This window comes from Hydrogenophaga laconesensis (genome assembly GCF_031457235.1).
Taxonomy (GTDB): domain Bacteria; phylum Pseudomonadota; class Gammaproteobacteria; order Burkholderiales; family Burkholderiaceae_C; genus Hydrogenophaga; species Hydrogenophaga laconesensis.
Window position 1 is genome coordinate 326,351 of record NZ_JAVDWE010000001.1, and the last position, 19,353, is coordinate 345,703.

Consider the following 19,353-nt stretch of genomic DNA (forward strand, 5'->3'; position numbering starts at 1 on the left):
ACCATGGACCGCTGGACCGAGATCGAACTGTTCGTGCAGGTGGCCGAAACCGGCAGCCTGAGCCGCGCAGCCGAGCTGCTCAACCTGTCCAATGCGAGCGCGAGCCGCCACCTGGCCGCGCTGGAGGCGCGCCTGGGTGTGCGACTGGTGGAACGCAACACGCGCCGCCTCTACCTCACGGACACCGGGCAGGAGTTCTTCCAGCGCTCGCGCACCATCCTGGCCGACCTGCGCGACGCAGAGTCCACCGTGAACGCCGCCGCGCTCAATCCCACCGGCGTGCTGCGCATCACAGCCTCGCTCTCGTTCTCCATGCACCACATCGCGCCGCTGCTGCGCGAGTACACCGAGCGTTACCCCAACGTGACGGTGCACGTGGAGGCGGCCAACCGCTACCTGGACATCATCGACAACAACATCGACGTGGCGATCCGCAACCGCGAGATGGAGCCCGACTCGAACATCACCATCCGCCGCCTCGCGGGCACGCGCCGCATTCTGGTGGCGGCACCGGCCTACCTCTCGCGCCATGGCACACCGCGCAACGTGGAAGACCTGCACCGCCACAAGCTGCTGATCTACACCCACGCCAACAACCCCAACGAACTGCGCTTCACGCGCGGCGACGAGCAACAGACCATCGAGGTGAAAGGCCTGCTCGAGAGCAACGACGGCCAGATCCTGCGCGCCGCCGCGCTCGACGGCATGGGCATCCTCGTCCAGCCCAGCTACATCGTCTACGACGACGTGGTGGCCGGCCGCCTGGTGCCCATGCTCGACGACTGGGACCTGCCCCGCCTCACCGTCAACCTCGCCTACCCCAGCCGCAAGCACCTCAGCGCCAAGGTGCGCACCTTCATCGACTTCATGGCCGCGCACTTCGAGAAGATGGACTACGAGCGCAAGTGGACCGGTCGGTTCACGGTGTATTGAGCCACCCCATGAACGCTGACATACGCCCCGGCACAGCCGCCGATCACCCCGCCCTGCTTGCCATATGGCTGGAAGCGGTGCGTGCGACCCACACATTCCTGAGCGAAGCCGATGTCCAGAGCCTGCTGCCCGTGGTCCGTGACAAGGCATTGCCGCACCTCCAGCTCTGGGTGCTGTGCGACGGGCAAGGTGCACCCGCCGGTTTCATGGGCATGTCGGGCGCGTTCGTGGAAGCCCTGTTCATTGCGCCGCGCTGGTTCCGCCAGGGTGGTGGACGCCAGTTGCTGGCCCACGCCCGTGGCCTGCACGGCGCCCTCTCGGTGGACGTGAACGAGCAGAACCCAGAGGCGCTCGCGTTCTACCGTGCCAATGGCTTTCAGATCGTCGGCCGCTCTCCGCTGGACGGTGAGGGCAGGCCCTTCCCACTGGTTCATCTGCGCGAACGCCATGCCACGGTCCGGCGTTTTCGCGCCGGCGACGAAGCGGCGCTGCACGCGGTGCACCATGGCGCGATCCATCGCACCGCTTCGCGCGATTACACGCCCGAGCAATTGAACGCCTGGTCGCCAGCCGATCACGACGCGCGGGCCTGGGCGCGGAGGATGCAGGACATCCGCCCTTTCGTGGCCGAAGTCGATGGGGCGATCGCGGGTTACGCCGACATGCAACCCTCGGGCTACATCGATCATTTCTTCGTGTCACCCGACTTCGCGCGGCAGGGCGTCGGCAGCCTGCTGATGCGGCAGATTCACGAAGAGGCCGCTCGACAGGGCATCGACGAACTGACCTCGGACGTGAGCCTGACCGCGCAACCCTTCTTCGCCCGCAACGGATTCGAGATCGCGGAACAGCGGTTTCCCGTTCGCGCGGGCGTCACCATTCCCAACGCGCTGATGCGCAAGACGATCCGCCCCTCCCTACCCGCCTGAACGCACGCTTGAAGCCATGCCCAGAAACGTAGAAATCAAAGCCCGCCTGGACCACATCGACGCCGTCACCGCGAAAGCCGCTGCCCTGGCCGACCAGGGCCCCACCCTCATCGCGCAGGACGACACCTTCTTCCGCTGCGACAACGGTCGCCTCAAGCTGCGCGTGTTCTCCGCCACCGAAGGCGAGCTCATCTTCTACCGCCGCAGCGACCGGCAAGGCCCGAAGGAGTCGTTCTACGTGCGCTCGCCCACCAGCAGCCCCGCCACGCTGCGCGCGGCGCTGGCACTGGCCCACGGCGAGATCGGCCGCGTGGTCAAGCAGCGCACGCTGTACACGGTGGGTCGCACCCGCATCCACCTGGACCGCGTGGAAGGCCTCGGTGACTTCCTGGAGCTGGAAGTCGTGCTCGAAGACGGCGAACCCATCGAGGCCGGCACGCGCGAGGCGCACCGGCTGATGGCGGCGCTGGGCATCGCGCCGGGGCAACTGGTCGGAGGGGCGTACGTGGACCTGCAGGCCAAGGGTCAGCGCTGAGGCCGCACACCCTCGAACGCGTCCTGCAGCAACTGGCGGATCGCGTGCCGCTCCAGCGGTCTGGGGTTCGGGTACTGGTTGCTCATCGCGATGTCGCAGGCCTTGTCGAGATCGCTGTCCTTCAGGCCGATGTCCTTCAGCGCCACCGGTGCGCCGTTGGCATGGGCCAGGTCGAACACCGCCTGTGCGGCGTTCGCGCCGCCGAGCGCGCGGGCGATGCGCTCCATGGCGCGGGGCGCGGCCGACGCGTTGTAGGCCAGCGCGTGCGGCAGCACGATCGTGTGCGTTTCCGCGTGCGGCAAGTTGAAGCTGCCGCCCAGGGTGTGGCAGAGCTTGTGGTGCAAGGCCATGCCGACTGCGCCGAGCACGGAACCGCAGAGCCAGGCGCCGTACAGCGCGTCCGACCGCGCCCCGGCATCGCCCGCGTTGGCATGGATGCGCGGCAGCGCGCGGCCCAGGGCGGCGATGCCCTCTTCCGCCATGAGGTCCATGATGGGGTTGGCGTCGGTGGCGTACAGGCCTTCGGCCGCGTGCGCGATGGCGTTGATGCCGCTGGTCACGCTCATGCCCACGGGCAGGCCCATCGACAGCTCGGGGTCGTAGATCACGGTGCGCGGCAGCACACGCGGGTCCTTGCCGGTTTTCTTCAGCCCGGCTTCGGTGATGCCGTAGATGGGCGTCATCTCGGAACCGGCGTAGGTGGTGGGAATGGCGACGATGGGCAGGCCCGAATCGAGCGCGATGGCCTTGCCCAGGCCGGTGGTGGAGCCGCCACCAATGGCCACGGCGCAATCGGCGCCCAGGCGGCGTGCCTCTTCGCGGGCCTCGCGGGCGGTCTCGATGGGCACATGCATCACCGCGCGGTCGAACACGCCGGCGGCGCGCGCCCCCAGCAACTCGGCCACGCGCTCGGCCGAGGCGCGCTGCTCGGGCGTGCACAGCACCAGGGCGCGTGAGGCGCCGAGTGCGTCCATTTCGCGGGGCAACTGCGCCAGCATGCCGGCGCCGAAGATCACGCGGGAGGGCTGGCTCTGGTAGACAAAAGAATGCATGGTGCTGATCCGTTCGTGCTGCTGTGCGGACTCGCATGATGGCAGCACCGGCGCGCCGCAACCGCTTGCCGGATCTGCTGAAAATCAGTTTTCCGCACAGGGAAATGTGCACGCGCCAACGCGGCGCTTTCGCTGACAGAATGCGCGAGAACATCCCCGCAGCAGGAGACTTCCCTTGATCAACAAGATCGCCACCTCGATCGCCGAGGCGCTCACCGGCATCGAGGACGGTGCCACCGTGCTCATCGGTGGCTTCGGCACGGCCGGCATTCCGGGTGAACTCATCGACGGCCTGATCGACCAGGGCGCGCGCGAGCTCACCGTGGTCAACAACAACGCCGGCAACGGCGACACCGGCCTGGCCGCGCTGCTCAAGGCCGGGCGCGTGCGCAAGGTCATCTGCAGCTTTCCGCGCCAGGCTGACAGCCACGTGTTTGACGCCCTCTACCGCAGCGGCCAGCTCGAACTCGAACTGGTGCCCCAGGGCAACCTGGCCGAGCGGCTGCGCGCTGCCGGCGCGGGCATCGGCGCGTTCTTCACGCCCACCGGCTTCGGCACCGAACTGGCGAAGAACCCCGACGGCAGCCCGAAGGAAACCCGCATGATCAACGGCAAGGCCTATGTGCTGGAGTACCCGATCTTCGGTGACGTGGCGCTCATCAAGGCCGAGCGTGGCGACCGCTGGGGCAACCTCACCTACCGCAAGGCCGCGCGCAACTTCGGCCCGGTGATGGCCACGGCCGCGAAGCGCACCATCGCCAGCGTGTACGAGCTCGCCGAGCTCGGCGGCTTCGACCCCGAGGCAGTCGTCACGCCCGGCATCCACGTCAGCGCCGTGGTGCGCATTCCCCGCGTGGCCACGCAGGCCGGCGGCTTCAAGACCACCGCGTGAGGAAGACACGATGAGCTACACCAGAAGAACCAAGGACGAACTCGCGCGCCGCGTGGCGCAGGACATCCACGACGGTGCCTACGTGAACCTGGGCATCGGCCAGCCCACGCTGGTGGCCAACCACCTGCCCCCGGGCATCGAGGTGGTGCTGCACAGCGAGAACGGCATCCTGGGCATGGGCCCGGCACCCGCGCCGGGCGAGGAAGACTACGACCTGATCAACGCCGGCAAGCAGCCGGTGACGCTGCTGCCTGGCGGCGTGTACTTCCACCACGCCGACAGCTTCGCCATGATGCGCGGCGGCCACCTGGACATCTGCGTGCTCGGTGCCTTCCAGGTCTCGGCCACAGGCGACCTCGCCAACTGGAGCACCGGCGAGGCGGGCTCCATCCCCGCCGTGGGCGGTGCGATGGACCTCGCCATCGGCGCCAAACAGACCTGGGTGATGATGGACCTGCTCACCAAGAAGGGCGAGAGCAAGGTGGTGCCGCAGTGCACGTACCCGCTCACCGGCATCGGCTGCGTCAAGCGCATCTACAGCGACCTCGCCACGCTGGCCTGCACGCCGCAGGGCCTCCAGCTCATCGACAAGGTCGACGGGCTGGGACACGCGGAACTGGAAAAGCTGCTGGGCCTGCCGGTCGCGGTCTAGCCCTCAGCCCAACGCCGCCTTGTGCAGGGGCAGGCGCGTCTCGCGCAAGGCGGCCAATTGTTCTCTCGCGATCTGCAGAAATGCCGTGCCCAACCGGGAAAGCGGGCGGTGCCGGTTGCGTACCGCGAAGATGGGAAAGCGTGGCGCACCGGGTAGCGCTGTGAACACCAGGCCCTCCGGGCGGTGGGCACGGGCCGACAGATCATCGACGAAAGCCACGGCGGCACCGGTGGCGGCCACCGAACAGGCCGCCAGCCCCGAGCGCACCTCGGCGGCCACATTCCGCGCCACACCGTGCGACTCGATCCAGTGGTCAATGACGGCACTCTGTGGTGCTTCCGGGCTGTACACCACCAGTCGGCCCGCCAGCACCTGCGCCAGCGAAGGCCGGCGGCTTCCGAGCAGCGCATGCCCCGCTGGCAGCGCGCAAAGCAGTTCCCATTGGCCGATTTCCTTGATGTCCAGCGCCGGGTGGTCCAACGGTGCGCTGGAGATGGCCACATCGGCCTCTTCCGTCACCAGCAGCTTGACGATCTCCCGCGTGGGCAGCGATTCGAACAGCACTCGGGCAGTGGTGTGCTCATCCACCAACGCGGCGATGCTGCGCGGCACCAGCTGCAACGCGGTGTTCGCGCTGGAGAGCACGCGCAGCGTGGTCCTGGTGCCGAAGCGCAGATGGGCGGCCACATCGCGCACATGCTGCACGCCCCGATAAACCTTCTCGATCTCCTCATGCAGCTCGCGCGCTTCTGCGGTGGGCACCAGCCGGCCGCTGCGTCGCTCGAACAGCGACACGCCCAGCTGCAGCTCCACATGGCGCACGAGGCGACTGATGCCAGGTTGCGACACGTGCAGCAACCGCGCGGCCTCGGTGGTGGAGCCGGTGGTCATGACGGCGCGAAACACCTCGATCTGGCGCAGGTTCATGGCGGCATTGTCGCCCATGAATAACCTTATGTTATTCAATGCTGGCGCAAAAGTATTGGATCGTATCGACAGCGGCTCCTAGCATTCCTCTTCGGCAACAGAAGGCCGAGCCACCACCTCAGGAGACAAGACATGTTCACGCTTCACCTGCGCGCGCTCGCGCGCGCCCTCACCCTGGCCGCCCTGGGCTCCGCCGCCCTCCTCGCTCACGCCCAGACGCCTGCCTGGCCGACCAAGCCCGTCACTCTTGTCGTCGGTTTCGCCGCGGGCGGCTCGGCCGACATCCTCGCACGCGCGCTGAGCCAGAAACTCACCACGGCGCTCGGCCAGCCGGTGGTGGTGGACAACAAGCCCGGCGCGGGCGCCACCATCGCCACCGCTGGTGTGGCTTCGGCCCAGGCCGATGGCCACACCCTGTTGCTGGTGACCAGCGGCCACGCCGGTAGTGGCGCGCTCTACCCCACGCTGCGCTACGACCCGATCAAGGCTTTTGCGCCGGTCGTCAAGCTGGCCGCCTCGCCCGTGGTCGTGGTGGTGCCCGCCAGCCAGCCCTGGAAGACACTGCCCGAACTGCTGGACGCCGCGCGAAAGGCACCCGGCACGCTGAACTACGCCGCCGGCGGTGGCGGTGCGACCACCACCGCGCTGGCCGCCGAATTCCTGAAGAAGGATGCGCAGGTCGACATGGTGCAGGTGCCCTACCGGGGCTCCGGCCCGGCGCTCACGGCACTGCTCGCGGGCGAGGTGCAGGTCGGGTTCGAGATCCCGTCCAGCGCATTGCCTCACATCCAGTCGGGCAAGCTGCGCCCGCTGGCCGTGACCTCGCGCACCCGCAGCGCCGCACTGCCCGACGTGCCCACGGTGATCGACCAGGGCATCCGCAATTTCGATGTGATCGGCTGGTTCGGCGTGCTCGCGCCGGCAGGCACGCCGCAACCGGTGGTGGCCCGCCTCAACCGCGAGATCAATGCGATCCTGCAGCAACCCGACGTGCGCGAGCGTCTTTCGGGCCTCGGCCTGGAAGCCACGGGTGGCACACCGGAAGAGTTCCAGAAGCTCATCGAATCCGACACGCAGCGCTACGGTGAAGCGATCCGCCGCATGGGCATCAAGGTGGAGTGAGCATGTCGCGTGTGAGCGGTTGGACAACGGATGTCGCCATCGTCGGCGGTGGGCTTGGCGGAGTGTCCGCAGCGCTGGCGGCGCTGCGCCTGGGCCGGCGCGTGGTGCTGGTCGAGGCGCTGCAGTGGCTCGGCGGGCAGCTCACGGCACAGGCCGTGCCGCCCGACGAGTACCCCTGGATCGAATCGCTGCACGCTTCGCAGAGCTACGCGCAACTGCGCCGCGCCATCCGAGAACACTACCGCCAGCACCTGCCGCTGACCGATGAAGCCCGGCGCACGATCTGCCTGAACCCGGGCCAGGGCAACGTGAGCACCCTCTGCCACGAACCCTGGATCGCGGCGCGGGTCATCGACGAGCTGCTGGCCCCATGGCAAGCCGCCGGCCAGCTCCGCGTGCTGCGCGAACATCAGGTGTCGAGCGCAAAGTGCGCGGGTGACCGCGTGACGGCGCTGCACCTGCGCGACCTCACCAGTGGGAATGAAAGCGTTCTGCAGGCACCGATGTTCATCGACGCCACCGAAACCGGCGAGCTGCTGCAACTGGCGCAGGTCGAGCACGTGATCGGCGCCGAGGCGCAGTCCACCACGCAGGAGCCTCATGCGCTGGCGCAAGCGGACCCCATGGACCAGCAGGCCGTGACCTGGTGCTTTGCCATGGAGCACCGTCCCGGCGAACATCATGTGATCGACAAACCGGAGGGCTACGACCGCTTCCGCACGCTGCAGCTCGATTGCTGGCCCAACGCCCAGTACAGCTGGACACTGTCGGATTTCGTGACGCACCAGCCGCGCACCCGCCCCCTGTTCGCAGGCGATACCGACGCCCCGGGCGTGTACGACCTCTGGCACGCGCGCCGCATCGCCTGGCGCGGTCACTTCCATGCGGGCGCCTACGAGAGTGACATCACCCTGGCCAACTGGCCGCAGATGGACTACTGGGAACAACCCCTGATCGGCGTTTCAAAAGACGCCGAACGGCACGCGCTGAAGCAGGCGAAACTGTTCAGCCTGGGCCTTTTCTACTGGATGCAGACCGAGGCGCCGCGCCACGACGGAGGCACCGGCTACCCGGGCCTGCGGCTGCGCGGCGACGTGCTCGGCACCGACGACGGCATGGCCCAGCAGGTCTACTGGCGCGAGGGCCGCCGCATCCAGGCGGAATTCACCGTGCTGGAACAGCACATCGGCGTGGCCGCGCGCCCGGGCCAGGACGGCGCGGAGCGCTTCTTCGACAGCGTGGGCATCGGCGCCTACCGCATCGACCTGCACCCCAGCACGCGCGGGCGCAACACCGTCGACATCGATTCGTATCCGTTCCAGATCCCGCTGGGCGCCCTGCTGCCACAGCGGGTGGAAAACCTGTTGCCGGCCTGCAAGAACATCGGCACCACGCGCATCACGAACGGTGCCTACCGAGAGCACGCCACGGAATGGAGCATCGGCGAGGCCGCAGGTTCGCTGGCGGCGTTCGCGCTGCAGAAGGCCGAGCCGCCGCGCGCGGTGCGTGCGAAGCCCGAACTGCTGCAGGACTTTCAGCGGCTGCTGCAGGCGCAGGGCGTGCTGCTGGAGTGGCCGCGCTTCGGCGCCCTCACCCCGCTCATGCGCACGGGCTACCAGAACGCCGTGCGCCGTCCCTGAGCCGCTGGTTCAGGGCGCCGCGCGGCGCAGCCGCAGCTGGCTCGGCAGCGGCACCGAGAGGCGCAGCACGTCGTCGGCCAGCCACTGCGCCGAGCGGCGTGCGCGCTGCGCCACGGTGGGCAGCGGCATCTGCAGATAGTCGTCGTTGAACACCTCGAAGCTGTAGTCGCCCGAGTAGCCCAGCGCGTCGAGCTTCAACACCAGCTGCACCACCTGTTCGCTGTGCACGCCCTCGCCGGGGAAGACGCGGAAGGTGCGCGCCGTGGTCATGCGCTCCTCGAAGGTGCGTGTCTCCTGCCACATGAAGTCGGCCAGCTGCACCAGGAAGATCTTGTCGGGCTGCAGGTCGTCGATGGCGTCGAGCGGGGTTTCCGCCGCGAGGATGTGGAACGAGTCGATGCCGATGCCCAGGTTCGGGCAGTCGGCGCGCTGGATCACGTCCCACGCGGTGGTGAACTCGTTGACCGTGCGCCCCCAGGACAGCGCCTCGTAGGCGATGCGGATGCCATAGGGAATGGCCAGCATGGCGAGCTTGCGCAGGTCGCGCGCGATGTGGTCCAGATCGTCGCTCGCATGCTTGGAGGTGGAGGAACATGCCAGCAGCACGTTGCAGCCCAGCGCCGCGCACATCTCCAGCATCGACTTCGCGATGTCGACCTTGTAGGCGTGCAGATGGCCCGAGAGGCCTTCGAAATCGCGCAGCACCTGGAAGCCCGTGCCACGCAGCCCGCTGGCGTGCACCGCCTTCACCGCCGCCTGCCAGCCCTGAGCATGGCCCACGAGGTCGTTGGCCTTGAGCATGACCTGCCCGAAGCCGGCCTCGGCCATGGCATCCAGCTTGGCCTCCAGCGGCCCGGCCAGCGTGATGGTGTCCATGCCGAAGGACCGGATGGCGAGGTCCTTGCGCTGGCGCAGCAGGGCGTTGTGGCTCATTGGAATCACTCCTGCGCAGGTTCGCTGTGCACCAGCTCGAACACCACCGATCCCAGGTAGGTCTTGGTGATGGCGCCCCGGCGCTCGGTGTGCACCGCGTCGGTCTCGACGAACTCCACGCCGCGCGCACGCAGCGCCTGCACGGCGGCCATCACGTCGGGCACGCCCAGGCCGATGCGCTGCAGCCGTTCACCGGCGTCCAGCACGTTGGGTTCGGGTTCGATGAGCTGCAGCATGAAACGCTGCGAGGCGTTGAGCGCTGGCGTGCGCAGCAACCGGCCCTTGGGCATGATGCCGAAGCGCTGGTCGTCGGGAATGAGCTGTGTGCCGAACAACTCGCCATAGAACTCGATCCAGTCGTGGCTGCGTTCGGGGCCGATGTACTGCACCACGCCGAAGAAGTGGATGCCGGCCGTGGCCGGTGGGTGCTGGTCGACCGTGGGGATGGGCACGAAGTCGACGTCGTAGATGCTGAAGTTCTGGTAGCGGTCCACGAAGTGGATGCGGCTGCCGCCCGCGCCGTGGATGGCGGGGATGTTGAGCTCCATCACGTCGGCGTGCGTGGGCACCTCCCACGCGCCGCGCTCGAGCACGTAGCGGTACGCGGCCTGCGCATCGCGCACGCGCAGCGCCATGGCCGAGATCACCGGTGCCTCGCCCGCATGGCCGGCGGCCTGTGCGTCGCCCGGGTGCGCATTGACCACGACGTTCAGTGCGCCCTGGCGGTACAGCAGCACCTCGCGCGAGCGGTGGCGCGCAATGGGCCTGAAGCCCATCATCTCCAGCACCTGCCCCAGCGCCTGTGGCTTGGACGTGACGTACTCGATGAATTCCAGGCCATCCAGGCCGATGGGGTTGCGCGCGTCGCTGAACGAGGCCTGCAGGGGCTCGCGTCCACCGGCGTTCAGGGTCAGCAGGTCGCTCATGGTGAGTTCCTTCTCAGTGGGAGGCGGCGTCCAGCGCCTGCAAAGGCCCCAGCGCTTCACCGGGGTTGCCGTTGGCGGCGTAACCGCCGTCCACCGGCCAGATGGCCGCCGTGATGAAACCGGACGCCGGTTCGGCCAGGAAGCCGACCACGCGCGCGATTTCTTCGGGCCGGGCCCAGCGGCCCACCGCCGAGCGCTCGGCAAACAGGTCGTGGTCCAGCGTGCCCAGCCGCATTTTTTCCAGCAACACGTCGGTCAGCACATAGCCGGGCGCCACGGCATTCACCGTCACGCCATGGCGGCCGTTCTCCAGCGCCAGCCCGCGCGTGAGCCCGGCAATGGCAGCCTTCGCGGTCGAATAGGCGGTGCGCCGCTGCAGGCCCACCAGCCCGATGACCGACGACAGGTTGACGATGCGCCCGAAACCCTGCGTCCGCATGCCGGGCAGCACCGCCGCGCACATGATGGCCGTGCCGCCCACGTGAACCGACAGCATGCGCTGCATGTCACTGGCTGGCAGGGTGTGGTGGTCGGCAGACTGGCGCTGCATGATGCCGGCGTTGTTGACCAGCACCGAGACCGGCCCCAGTTCCCGCAGCACCTGCGCACAGCCCTCGTTCACCGAGGCCTCGTCGCTCACATCGGCCGTCACCGCCAGCGTGCGCACGCCGTACGCGGCGGCGAGGGCAGTGGCCGCCTCGTCGGGCGATTGCAGGTCGAACAGGGCCACATCGGCGCCACGCGCCGCCAGGTCCTGCGCGATGGCCCGACCGATGCCGCGCCCCGCCCCCGTGACCAGGGCAACGCGTCCGCCCAGCGTGCCCATGCTCACAACACCTTCCCGGGGTTCAGGATGCCCTTGGGGTCCATGGCGTTCTTCAGGGTGCGCATCAGCGCAATCTGCTCGGGCGAGCGGGCGTGACCGAGCCAGCGGCGCTTGATGGTGCCGATGCCGTGTTCGGCCGACACGGTGCCGCCAAACTTCTGCACCAGGCCGTAGACCACCTCTTCCACGTCGTCCTTGGGTTGCACCTTGTCGCCCGCGCGGTACGCCACGATGTGCACGTTGCCGTCACCGATGTGGCCGTAAAACACGCTCTCCAGCCCCGGCACCTTCTCGGCCAGCTCGGCCTTGCAGGCGCGGGCGTAGTCGTCCATGGCGGTCTGCGGCAGGCCGATGTCGAAGGCCAGGTGGCCGGGCCAGGTCTGGTGGAGTTCACCGCAGGCATCGCGCACGCCCCACAGGGCCTGCTCCTCCGCGAGCGACTGGGCCACCACGGCATTGGGCACCACGCCCTCTTCCAGCAGATTTTCCATCCACGACTCGAAGCGCGGCAGGTCGGACTCGGGGTCGGTGCCCAGCGCCTCGATCAGCACATAGGCACCATACGGCGTGTCGTCGCCAGCGAACGGGTTGCGCGCACGCAGCTCGCCCACGGCGCGGTTCCAGTAGTCGGGCCACATCACCTCGAAGGCCGAGAGCAGCGGACCCAGGCCCGAACGCGCGGCGCCCAGCAGTCGCAGCACGGCGGCGTAGTCCTCGCAGGCGCACATGGCCACCACCGAAGAGCCGGCCTTGGGGAACATGCGCAGCACGATGCGGGTGATCACGCCCAGCGTGCCTTCGCTGCCGATGAACAGGTGCTTCAGGTCGAAGCCCGCGTTGTTCTTGATCATCTTGTTCAGGCAGTTGACCACCGTGCCATCGGCCAGCACGGCTTCCACGCCCAGCACCATCTCGCGCGCCATGCCGTATCGGATCACGCGGTTGCCACCGGCGTTGGTCGACAGGTTGCCGCCAATGGCGCAGGAGCCGCGCGCGCCCAGGTCCAGCGGGCAGAAGAAGCCGGCCGCCAGCGCGGCCTGCTGCACGGTTTCCAGCGGCGTGCCGGCGGCCACCGTCATGGTGGCGGCGGCGGTGTCGATCTCCTCGATGCCGACCAGGCGTTCCAGCGAGAGCGCGATCTCGTTCTCGCCCGCACGGGCACCGCCGCACAGGCCGGTCAGGCCGCCCTGCGGCACCACGCCGATGCCGTGCGCATGGCAGATGCGCAGTGCCGTGGCCACGCCGGCCGTGTCGGCCGGGCGCACCACCGCCAGCGGCGTGGTGGGCGGCAGGCCGCTGTAGTCGTTGTGGTTGCGCACCGGCACGGCATCGCCCGCCAGCACGGCAACGGGGCCGAGTTGGTCAAGCAGTTCCTGCAGGGCGGGATGGGAGACGGCGAGCGTGGTCATATGCAATCGATGAAATGGAAAAGTTGTCGGTCAGAAGGCCGTGGAGCAGGCCATACCAGGGCTCCCGCGGAACGGGTTCTGCCCGGCCGCAGGGTGCGCCTCTTCGCGAAGCAGAAGGGGGTTGGCGGAGCGCGCAGCGCGCAGACTGGGGGTTGCATCTTCATGCTCCGAAGCGGTCGTCGAGGCTCTTGTGGAAGTCCAGGTCGACCAGCTCGGTGAAGTCGGCGTAGCTCACCATGCCGCTGGCCGCACCCACCGGCGTGCCGGCGCGCTTCAATTCGGCCAGGGCGCCGGAGACGGCGCGCACCGCTGTGAACAGCGCGGTGACGGCGTAGAACACCACGGAGAAGCCCATGGCCTGCAGCTGCGCGGCGGTGAGGGCGGCGGCCGGTGTGCCATCGACCAGCGACACCACCTTGGGGCCTTCCACGGCGCGCGCCACGGCTTCCACCTCGGCCACGGTCTTGATGCCGTCGACGAACACGAGGTCCACGCCCGCCCCCTGGTACAGCTTCGCGCGGCGCACGGCCTCGTCGATGCCGGCGGCGGGCAGCGCGTCGGTGCGGCCGATGATCAGCAGGTCGCCATCGCCGCGCGCTTCGATCGCACAGCGCAGGCGGCGCACATTCTCACCGGCTTCCATCAGCCGGATGCCGGCCATCTGGCCACAGCGCTTGGGTGCGACCTGGTCTTCGAGGTGAATCGCCGCCACGCCGGCCTGCAGGTACTCACGCACGGTGCGGTGGATGTTGGAGGGGCCGCCGTAGCCGGTGTCGGCATCGGCGATCACGGGAATGTCCACCGCGCGCACCATGTCGCGGGCATGGCCGGTCATCTCGGTCTGGCTCAGCAGGCCGATGTCGGGCGTGCCGAGGCGGCTGGCGGTGGCCCCGAAGCCGGTCATGTACACAGCCGGGAAACCGGCCTTCTGCACCAGGCGGGCGGTGATGGAGTCGGGCGCGCCAGGCGCCATGACGATCTCGCCGGCCTGAAGCAGGCGGCGCAGTTGGGAGGCTTGGGTCATGAGGTGGGTGTGGGTTGAATGCGTTGCAACCGTGGTGTCCGGACGGGTGTGCCGATGCGGCCACTGTCCACCGCGAGGCGGTAGGCGTCCACGGTGCGGTCGATGTGCACGCGCAGCAAGCCTTCAAGACCGGCGAAATCGCCCTGGTCGACGAAGTTCATCACCGCGCGGTGTTCATTGAGTGACACCTCGCGCGCGTCGGCAAACTGGCGCGACATCGCGGTGCGCAGCGCGGCGATCTTGCCGGCGACCAGGTCGTAGGCGTCGTGCAGGTAACTGTTGCCCGAGTGCAGGAACAGCGTGAGGTGAAAGGCCGAGTCGGCGTGGCCGTAGCGCACGTCGTCGTCGGCGTCGATGGCGGCCTGCATCTCGTCCAGGCCGGCCTGCAGGGCCTTGACCACGCCTTCGCGGTCGTGGCGATGGGCGCAGCGCGCGGCCTGCACCTCCAGCATCACGCGGAAGTCGCAGATGGCGCGCATGTCGTCCTCGCTCGGCTGGAAGACGAAGCTGCCGCGCTTGGGCCGGATCTCGACCAGGCCCGTGTTCTGCAGCAGCGTGAGCGCGTCGCGCACCGGCGTGCGGCTCACGCCGAACAGCGCGGCCAGCGTGTCTTCCGAGATCATCTCGCCCAGCGCGAACTCCCCGTCGACGATCGCCTGCCGCAGGCGGCTGGCGACGATCTCCGTCAGGGATTTGGGCATCTCGAAATCGAACTTGCGGGTCATGCGCGCGGCTCCTGAATGTGCAAAAGGGATCGACCTTAGCTGAGCACCAGGCCACCGTCGATATTGATCGACTGGCCCGTCATGTAATCCGACGCCGGCGACGCGAGGAACAGTGCCAGGCCGGCCACGTCCTGCGGCGTCTGGGCGCGACCCATGGGCACGTTGGCCACGCGGCTGGCGAACACGTCGCCTTCGCGGCCGTTGTTCAGGTGGGCCAGGTCGCGGTCCATGCGGGTCCACATGTCGGTGGCGACGATGCCCGGGCACAGCGCGTTGACGGTGATGTCCGGCGAGAGTGTGTACGCAGCGGTCTGCGTGAGGCTCACCACGGCCGCCTTGCTGGCGCGGTACGGCCCCTGGTAGGGTGCCATCACGCCCGCGCCGTAGCGCGCCGCAATGGAGGCCATGGTGATGACCTTGCCACGCGGCCGGCCTTCGGCCAGCGGCGTCTGCTCCTTCATGCGGCGCGCCGCCGCCTGCAGACTGAGGAACGCGCCCTTCACGTTGACCGCGAAGTGCAGGTCCCAGTCGGCGCCCTGCAGTTCCATGAACGGCTTGACCTGCGCCACGCCCGCGTTGCACACCATCACGTCGAGGCGGCCGAAGGCGCGCACCGCCGTGTCGACCATGCGCTCGCAGGCGGCGGCATCCGTCACGTCGGCGGCGGCGGCCTCCACCTCATGGCCTTCGGCGCGCAGCGCATCGCGCGCGGCCGTGCAGGCCTCGGCATTCACGTCGGACAGCACCACACGGGCACCGGCCTGGGCGAAATGCCGGGCCAGCCCCAGGCCGATGCCCTGGGCCGCGCCGGTGATGGCCACCACCGCGCCCGCGGGCGGGAGCGTGGCAAGGGTCGGGCTGGAAACGCTCACTTGGCGGCGCGGATGCGTTGCAGTTCGGCGTTCACGGCGGCGAGCGTGTCCTCGCCCACCACCTTGGCCTGTGCAGCGTAGACGTCTTTCACGCGGTCGCGCATGCGCTGCAGTTCGGCGGGTGCCACCTCGTTCACCTGCATGCCGTTCTTCTTCAGCTTGGCGATGACTTCGGCGTCGGCGGCACGGCCGACGCGGCGCGACTCCTCCTGACCGGCAATGGCGCACTCCTGCATCACGGCCTGCTCCTGGGGCGAGAGCGTGTCGTACTTCTTCTTGGAGATCAGCACCGCCAGCGGGCTGTAGGCGTGACGGGTGAGCGAGAGGTACTTCTGCACTTCGTAGAACTTCATGTTCTCGATCAGCGCGATGGGGTTTTCCTGGCCGTCGACGGTGCGCGTCTCCAGCGCGGAATACACCTCGGAGAACGCCAGCGGCGTGGGGTTGCTGCCCAGCGCGCTAAAGGTGTCGAGGAACACCTTGTTCTGCATCACGCGCATCTTCACACCCTGCAGGTCTTCCCACTTGTTCACGGCGTGCCTGGAGTTGGTGACGTTGCGGAAACCGTTTTCCCAGTAGGCCAGGTTCACCAGGCCGGCAGCCTCGAACTTGGGCGCGAAGGATTTGCCGATCGGGCCGTCGAGCACCTGGTCGGCCTCTTTCTCGTTGGAGAACAGGAACGGCAGGTCGAACACGGCCAGCTGCGGGATCGCGCCGACCAGCGGAGCGGTGGAGGTCAGCACCATGTCCAGCGAACCGGTGCGCACCTGCTGCGAAGCGGTGGTGTCGTTGCCCAGCGCGCCGTCGTAATAGGTCACCAGCTTGAGCTTGCCGCCGGACTTGTCGGCCGCGCATTGCGTCATCTTGGTGATGCCGAAGCTGATCGGGTGGCCCTTGGCCACGCCGGAGGACACGCGCAGCGAGCGTGCTTCGAACTGGGCATGCGCGGGGGCAGCGATGGCGGCGACGGCGAGAGCAAGCGCGGAAATGCTCAGAAAACGGGACATCATGGCAAAGGTCTCCTGGTTGGAATGACGGGACAAGGGAAAAAGCGGAATGGCGCGCATCAACCTGTGAACCAGCGCAGCGGCACCAGCACGATGGACGGGAACAGCACCAGCAGGAACAGCACGGCGACCTCGGCGATCAGGAAGGGCATGATTCCCTTCATCAGCTCGCCCATGCGCAGCTTGGCCACGCCGCACACCACGTTGAGCACGATGCCCACGGGCGGTGTGATCAAGCCGATGGCGTTGTTCATGATGAACAGCACACCGAAGTACACGGGGTCGATGCCGGCCTCGCGCACCAGCGGCATGAGCACCGGCGTGAGGATCAGCAGCGTGGGCGCGAAGTCCAGTGCCGTGCCCACGATCACCACGAGGATCATCATGATCGCCATCAGCAGGATCGGGCTGTCCACGAAGGGCTGCAGCAGCTCGCTCACCTGCTGCGGAATGTCGGAAGCGGTGATCAGCCAGCCCGAGACGAGCGCGCAGGCGATCAGGAACACCACCACGGCCGTGGTCTTGGCGGCGCTGACGATCAGCGGGTAGATCGCGTTCCACCTGAGTTCGCGGTACACGAACATGCCCACCAGGAAGGCGTACACGGCGGCCACCACGGCGGCTTCGGTCGGCGTGAAGATGCCGAACTTCATGCCGCCCACGATGCCGATCGGCATCACCAGCGCCCAGGTGCTCTCGACCGCAACGCGCAGGCGCTGCTTCATGGGCATGCGCGGCAGCACGGCAACCTGGTCCTTGCGTGCCACGATCAGCCAGGCCACGAGCAGCGAGACGCCCATCAGCAAGCCCGGCACGATGGCGGCCATGAACAGCTTGCCGATGGACACGTTGGCCACCACGCCGAAGATGATCATGCCGATGGAGGGCGGCAGCACGGGGGCGATGACGCCACCGGCCGAGATCAGGCCCGCCGAGCGCGGGATGTTGTAGCCGGCCTGCCGCATCATGGGGATGAGCATGGTGGCCAGCGCGGCGGCGTCGGCAGCGGCCGACCCCGAGATCGCGGCCATGATCACCGCCGCGAGGATGGCCACGATGCCCAGACCACCGCGGATGTGGCCGACGAAAGCCAGCGCGAAGTTGACGATGCGCTTGGAGATGCCGCCCGCGTTCATCAGTTCGCCGGCCAGCATGAAGAAAGGAATGGCCAGCAGCGGGAAGCTGTCGGCACCTTCGATGATCTTCTGCGACAGGATGGTCGTGTCCACCTGGCCCTGCAGGAACATCAGCGCGACCGCGCACACCAGCAAGGCGAAGGCGATCGGCATGCCCAGCGCCATGGCGCCGAGCAGCGAGAAGACGAAAACGCCGGCGGTCATGCGCGCCCCCCGGTCGGTGCAGCGGGGGCCGCGGGCACATGGGTCACTTCTTCCTCGCTCTCCTGCACGCCGATGAGTTCGGCGTCGCTCAACCGGCCCGTGACCACGCGCCAGAGCTTGTGCAGGCTCACGATGGCAATGCCCACGCTGGTGAAGTAGCCCATGCCGAAGATCCAGATCATCGACATGCCGGTGACCTGCGCCATGGTGGTGGCGTTCACCTCGTGCTGGCGCCAGGTGCCCCAGAAGAACATGGCGCAGCACGCCAGGATCAGCAGCTCGCTGGCCACCAGACAGGCAATCTTGCCGCCACGCGGCAGCGCCTGCACCAGTGAATCCACGCCCAGGTGCGCACCTTCGTGCATGGCCACCACCGCGCCCACGAACACCAGCCAGATGAAGGCGAAGCGCGACAGCTCCTCGGACATCACCAGACCGGAATCAAAACCGTAGCGCAGCACCACGTTGCCGAACACCATCACCACCATGGCGATGAGACACACGGCCAGGAAGAACTCGAGCAGGCGGATCACCGGCCCGCGGCGGGAGGACGACGCGCTCATGAGCCCCCCAGAAAGAAAACCGCTTCCGCGTGGGGCGCGGATCGGCAGATGAAGGGGCACAACATGGTCTGTCTCCGGAAAAACTCGAACGGGGCGTATTGTTGTATGTAAGGTACGGTACACATATTAGGGTAACCACCTAGAAAAATGGCCACCGGTCGCCCACGCGACTCGGCGGCCGGGAGGACCAGCCAGAAGATTCAGTACGCCAGACGGGCGCCGGCGCGCAGCGCCTCGGCCGTGGTCGTGGGCAGGCCGAAGAACTCCAGGTAGGCGGGGATCTGCTCGAAGAGCATGTCGGTGCCGATCTGCACCGCGCAGCCCCGGGCCGTGGCGGCCTGCAGCAACGGCGTCATCTCGGCCTTCATCACCACCTCGCCCACGAAGGTGCCGGGCGAGAGGCGGTCCACGTCCAGCGGCAGTGGGTCCCTGGCGTTCATGCCCAGGGGCGTGGCGTTGACGACGAGGTCGAAGCCCTGCGGGTCGTTGCCACCCGCAAAAACCTCCAGCGCGGGATGGTGCTGGCGAAGCCGGTCCGCGAGCGCCAGGGCCGAGGCCGGATTCGCGTCGGACAGCGCCAGGGTGCCCACGCCCGCCCCGGCCAGCGCGGCGGCAATGGCGCTGCCCACACCACCGCTGCCCACGACCAGGGCGCGCGCACCCTGTAGCTGCAGGCCCTTGCGCCGCACGCCGCGCACGAAGCCCTCGCCATCGAACATGTCGCCCACCAGGCGACCGTCGGCATCGCGCCGCACGGCGTTGCACGAGCCGGCCACCTTCACCGCCACGCTGCTCTCGTCCAGCAGCCCCACGGTGGTGACCTTGTGCGGCATGGTGATGAGCGCGCCGACCGCGTTCTCCAGCGCGAAGAAGCTGCGCAGCACCGGCACGAAGTGTTCGGGTTTGCAGCCCATGGGGACCACGACCGCGTTGATGCCCGCCGATTCAAAGTACGGGTTGTAGATCATCGGCGACTTGAAGGTGTGCGTCGGGTAGCCGATGTGGGCGATCAGCCCGGTGTGTCCGTCAATGTTCATCCGATACCC

Annotated in this window: 20 protein-coding genes; 7 read left to right on the plus strand and 13 right to left on the minus strand. The window is 68.1% G+C overall.

The window, feature by feature from the left end; genetic code table 11:
• Positions 1 to 3 precede the first annotated feature (3 nt).
• Genes J2X09_RS01520 through J2X09_RS01530 form a run of 3 tightly spaced genes read left to right on the plus strand, consistent with a single transcriptional unit; the run spans position 4 to position 2,397 of the window.
• A complete protein-coding gene (locus J2X09_RS01520; protein ID WP_204731585.1) occupies positions 4 to 933 on the plus strand; it encodes a LysR family transcriptional regulator in 930 nt (309 codons plus the stop codon).
• 8 nt (positions 934 to 941) lie between these two features.
• Complete coding sequence (locus tag J2X09_RS01525) at positions 942 to 1,862, plus strand: GNAT family N-acetyltransferase (RefSeq protein WP_310307141.1); 921 nt, start codon at positions 942 to 944, stop codon at positions 1,860 to 1,862.
• 16 nt (positions 1,863 to 1,878) lie between these two features.
• On the plus strand, positions 1,879 to 2,397 hold the full coding sequence (locus J2X09_RS01530; RefSeq protein WP_204731586.1) for a class IV adenylate cyclase: 519 nt from the start codon (positions 1,879 to 1,881) through the stop codon (positions 2,395 to 2,397).
• On the opposite strand, the gene J2X09_RS01535 is transcribed toward J2X09_RS01530, so the two are convergent.
• Entirely contained in the window at positions 2,388 to 3,449 is a 1,062-nt protein-coding gene (locus J2X09_RS01535) for a maleylacetate reductase (protein WP_204731587.1), read from the minus strand. The two genes, J2X09_RS01530 and J2X09_RS01535, sit on opposite strands and share 10 nt — an antisense overlap.
• A 175-nt stretch (positions 3,450 to 3,624) precedes the next feature.
• Here J2X09_RS01535 and J2X09_RS01540 point away from each other — a divergent pair, with 175 nt between their 5' ends.
• Positions 3,625 to 4,341: a 3-oxoacid CoA-transferase subunit A gene (locus J2X09_RS01540; protein ID WP_204731588.1), complete on the plus strand. Its 717-nt coding sequence runs from the start codon at positions 3,625 to 3,627 to the stop codon at positions 4,339 to 4,341.
• Positions 4,342 to 4,351: 10 nt separating this feature from the next.
• The gene (locus J2X09_RS01545; RefSeq protein WP_204731589.1) at positions 4,352 to 4,993 is read left to right on the plus strand and encodes a 3-oxoacid CoA-transferase subunit B; all 642 of its coding nucleotides are present in this window, start codon (positions 4,352 to 4,354) and stop codon (positions 4,991 to 4,993) included.
• 3 nt (positions 4,994 to 4,996) lie between these two features.
• On the opposite strand, the gene J2X09_RS01550 is transcribed toward J2X09_RS01545, so the two are convergent.
• A complete protein-coding gene (locus J2X09_RS01550; protein WP_310307145.1) occupies positions 4,997 to 5,920 on the minus strand; it encodes a LysR family transcriptional regulator in 924 nt (307 codons plus the stop codon).
• A gap of 132 nt (positions 5,921 to 6,052) precedes the next feature.
• Here J2X09_RS01550 and J2X09_RS01555 point away from each other — a divergent pair, with 132 nt between their 5' ends.
• Together J2X09_RS01555 and J2X09_RS01560 are read left to right on the plus strand one after the other, a co-directional pair.
• Positions 6,053 to 7,042: a tripartite tricarboxylate transporter substrate binding protein gene (locus J2X09_RS01555; RefSeq protein WP_204731591.1), complete on the plus strand. Its 990-nt coding sequence runs from the start codon at positions 6,053 to 6,055 to the stop codon at positions 7,040 to 7,042.
• A gap of 2 nt (positions 7,043 to 7,044) precedes the next feature.
• Entirely contained in the window at positions 7,045 to 8,682 is a 1,638-nt protein-coding gene (locus J2X09_RS01560) for an FAD-dependent oxidoreductase (protein ID WP_204731592.1), read from the plus strand.
• A 9-nt stretch (positions 8,683 to 8,691) separates the two neighbouring features.
• On the opposite strand, the gene J2X09_RS01565 is transcribed toward J2X09_RS01560, so the two are convergent.
• The 11 genes from J2X09_RS01565 to J2X09_RS01615 all read right to left on the minus strand — a co-directional run bounded on the left by J2X09_RS01565 (position 8,692) and on the right by J2X09_RS01615 (position 19,344).
• Positions 8,692 to 9,615 (minus strand): sugar phosphate isomerase/epimerase family protein, encoded by a 924-nt coding sequence (locus J2X09_RS01565; protein WP_204731593.1) that lies wholly within the window; start codon positions 9,613 to 9,615, stop codon positions 8,692 to 8,694.
• Positions 9,616 to 9,620: 5 nt separating this feature from the next.
• Positions 9,621 to 10,541, minus strand: a complete 921-nt coding sequence (locus tag J2X09_RS01570; RefSeq protein ID WP_204731594.1) for a VOC family protein — start codon at positions 10,539 to 10,541, stop codon at positions 9,621 to 9,623.
• A 13-nt stretch (positions 10,542 to 10,554) separates the two neighbouring features.
• The gene (locus J2X09_RS01575) at positions 10,555 to 11,367 is read right to left on the minus strand and encodes an SDR family NAD(P)-dependent oxidoreductase (RefSeq protein WP_204731595.1); all 813 of its coding nucleotides are present in this window, start codon (positions 11,365 to 11,367) and stop codon (positions 10,555 to 10,557) included.
• Positions 11,368 to 11,369: 2 nt separating this feature from the next.
• The gene (locus J2X09_RS01580; protein ID WP_204731596.1) at positions 11,370 to 12,776 is read right to left on the minus strand and encodes an FAD-binding oxidoreductase; all 1,407 of its coding nucleotides are present in this window, start codon (positions 12,774 to 12,776) and stop codon (positions 11,370 to 11,372) included.
• Positions 12,777 to 12,936: 160 nt separating this feature from the next.
• Entirely contained in the window at positions 12,937 to 13,800 is an 864-nt protein-coding gene (locus tag J2X09_RS01585; protein WP_204731597.1) for an isocitrate lyase/PEP mutase family protein, read from the minus strand.
• Complete coding sequence (locus J2X09_RS01590; protein ID WP_204731598.1) at positions 13,797 to 14,525, minus strand: GntR family transcriptional regulator; 729 nt, start codon at positions 14,523 to 14,525, stop codon at positions 13,797 to 13,799. The genes J2X09_RS01585 and J2X09_RS01590 overlap by 4 nt, the downstream gene beginning before the upstream one ends.
• Positions 14,526 to 14,560: 35 nt before the next feature.
• Positions 14,561 to 15,397 carry an SDR family NAD(P)-dependent oxidoreductase gene (locus tag J2X09_RS01595; RefSeq protein WP_204731599.1) on the minus strand — a complete coding sequence of 279 codons (837 nt, stop codon included), beginning with the start codon at positions 15,395 to 15,397 and terminating at the stop codon, positions 14,561 to 14,563.
• A complete protein-coding gene (locus J2X09_RS01600; RefSeq protein ID WP_204731600.1) occupies positions 15,394 to 16,407 on the minus strand; it encodes a TRAP transporter substrate-binding protein in 1,014 nt (337 codons plus the stop codon). The genes J2X09_RS01595 and J2X09_RS01600 overlap by 4 nt, the downstream gene beginning before the upstream one ends.
• A gap of 56 nt (positions 16,408 to 16,463) precedes the next feature.
• Positions 16,464 to 17,744: a TRAP transporter large permease gene (locus tag J2X09_RS01605; protein WP_204731601.1), complete on the minus strand. Its 1,281-nt coding sequence runs from the start codon at positions 17,742 to 17,744 to the stop codon at positions 16,464 to 16,466.
• Entirely contained in the window at positions 17,741 to 18,307 is a 567-nt protein-coding gene (locus J2X09_RS01610; protein WP_204731602.1) for a TRAP transporter small permease, read from the minus strand. Before J2X09_RS01610 ends, J2X09_RS01605 begins: the two co-directional genes overlap by 4 nt.
• 200 nt (positions 18,308 to 18,507) lie before the next feature.
• Entirely contained in the window at positions 18,508 to 19,344 is an 837-nt protein-coding gene (locus J2X09_RS01615) for a shikimate dehydrogenase family protein (RefSeq protein ID WP_204731603.1), read from the minus strand.
• Positions 19,345 to 19,353: the final 9 nt, after the last annotated feature.

Coding starts and splice junctions, on each gene's coding strand:
- J2X09_RS01590 (WP_204731598.1), bottom strand. CDS start 14,525: ATGACCCGCAAGTTCGATTTCGAGATGCCCAAATCCCTGACGGAGATC.
- J2X09_RS01585 (WP_204731597.1), bottom strand. CDS start 13,800: ATGACCCAAGCCTCCCAACTGCGCCGCCTGCTTCAGGCCGGCGAGATC.
- J2X09_RS01605 (WP_204731601.1), bottom strand. CDS start 17,744: ATGACCGCCGGCGTTTTCGTCTTCTCGCTGCTCGGCGCCATGGCGCTG.
- J2X09_RS01545 (WP_204731589.1), top strand. CDS start 4,352: ATGAGCTACACCAGAAGAACCAAGGACGAACTCGCGCGCCGCGTGGCG.
- J2X09_RS01570 (WP_204731594.1), bottom strand. CDS start 10,541: ATGAGCGACCTGCTGACCCTGAACGCCGGTGGACGCGAGCCCCTGCAG.
- J2X09_RS01555 (WP_204731591.1), top strand. CDS start 6,053: ATGTTCACGCTTCACCTGCGCGCGCTCGCGCGCGCCCTCACCCTGGCC.
- J2X09_RS01560 (WP_204731592.1), top strand. CDS start 7,045: ATGTCGCGTGTGAGCGGTTGGACAACGGATGTCGCCATCGTCGGCGGT.
- J2X09_RS01565 (WP_204731593.1), bottom strand. CDS start 9,615: ATGAGCCACAACGCCCTGCTGCGCCAGCGCAAGGACCTCGCCATCCGG.
- J2X09_RS01520 (WP_204731585.1), top strand. CDS start 4: ATGGACCGCTGGACCGAGATCGAACTGTTCGTGCAGGTGGCCGAAACC.
- J2X09_RS01550 (WP_310307145.1), bottom strand. CDS start 5,920: ATGAACCTGCGCCAGATCGAGGTGTTTCGCGCCGTCATGACCACCGGC.
- J2X09_RS01530 (WP_204731586.1), top strand. CDS start 1,879: ATGCCCAGAAACGTAGAAATCAAAGCCCGCCTGGACCACATCGACGCC.
- J2X09_RS01610 (WP_204731602.1), bottom strand. CDS start 18,307: ATGAGCGCGTCGTCCTCCCGCCGCGGGCCGGTGATCCGCCTGCTCGAG.
- J2X09_RS01580 (WP_204731596.1), bottom strand. CDS start 12,776: ATGACCACGCTCGCCGTCTCCCATCCCGCCCTGCAGGAACTGCTTGAC.
- J2X09_RS01575 (WP_204731595.1), bottom strand. CDS start 11,367: ATGGGCACGCTGGGCGGACGCGTTGCCCTGGTCACGGGGGCGGGGCGC.
- J2X09_RS01600 (WP_204731600.1), bottom strand. CDS start 16,407: ATGATGTCCCGTTTTCTGAGCATTTCCGCGCTTGCTCTCGCCGTCGCC.
- J2X09_RS01535 (WP_204731587.1), bottom strand. CDS start 3,449: ATGCATTCTTTTGTCTACCAGAGCCAGCCCTCCCGCGTGATCTTCGGC.
- J2X09_RS01615 (WP_204731603.1), bottom strand. CDS start 19,344: ATGAACATTGACGGACACACCGGGCTGATCGCCCACATCGGCTACCCG.
- J2X09_RS01525 (WP_310307141.1), top strand. CDS start 942: ATGAACGCTGACATACGCCCCGGCACAGCCGCCGATCACCCCGCCCTG.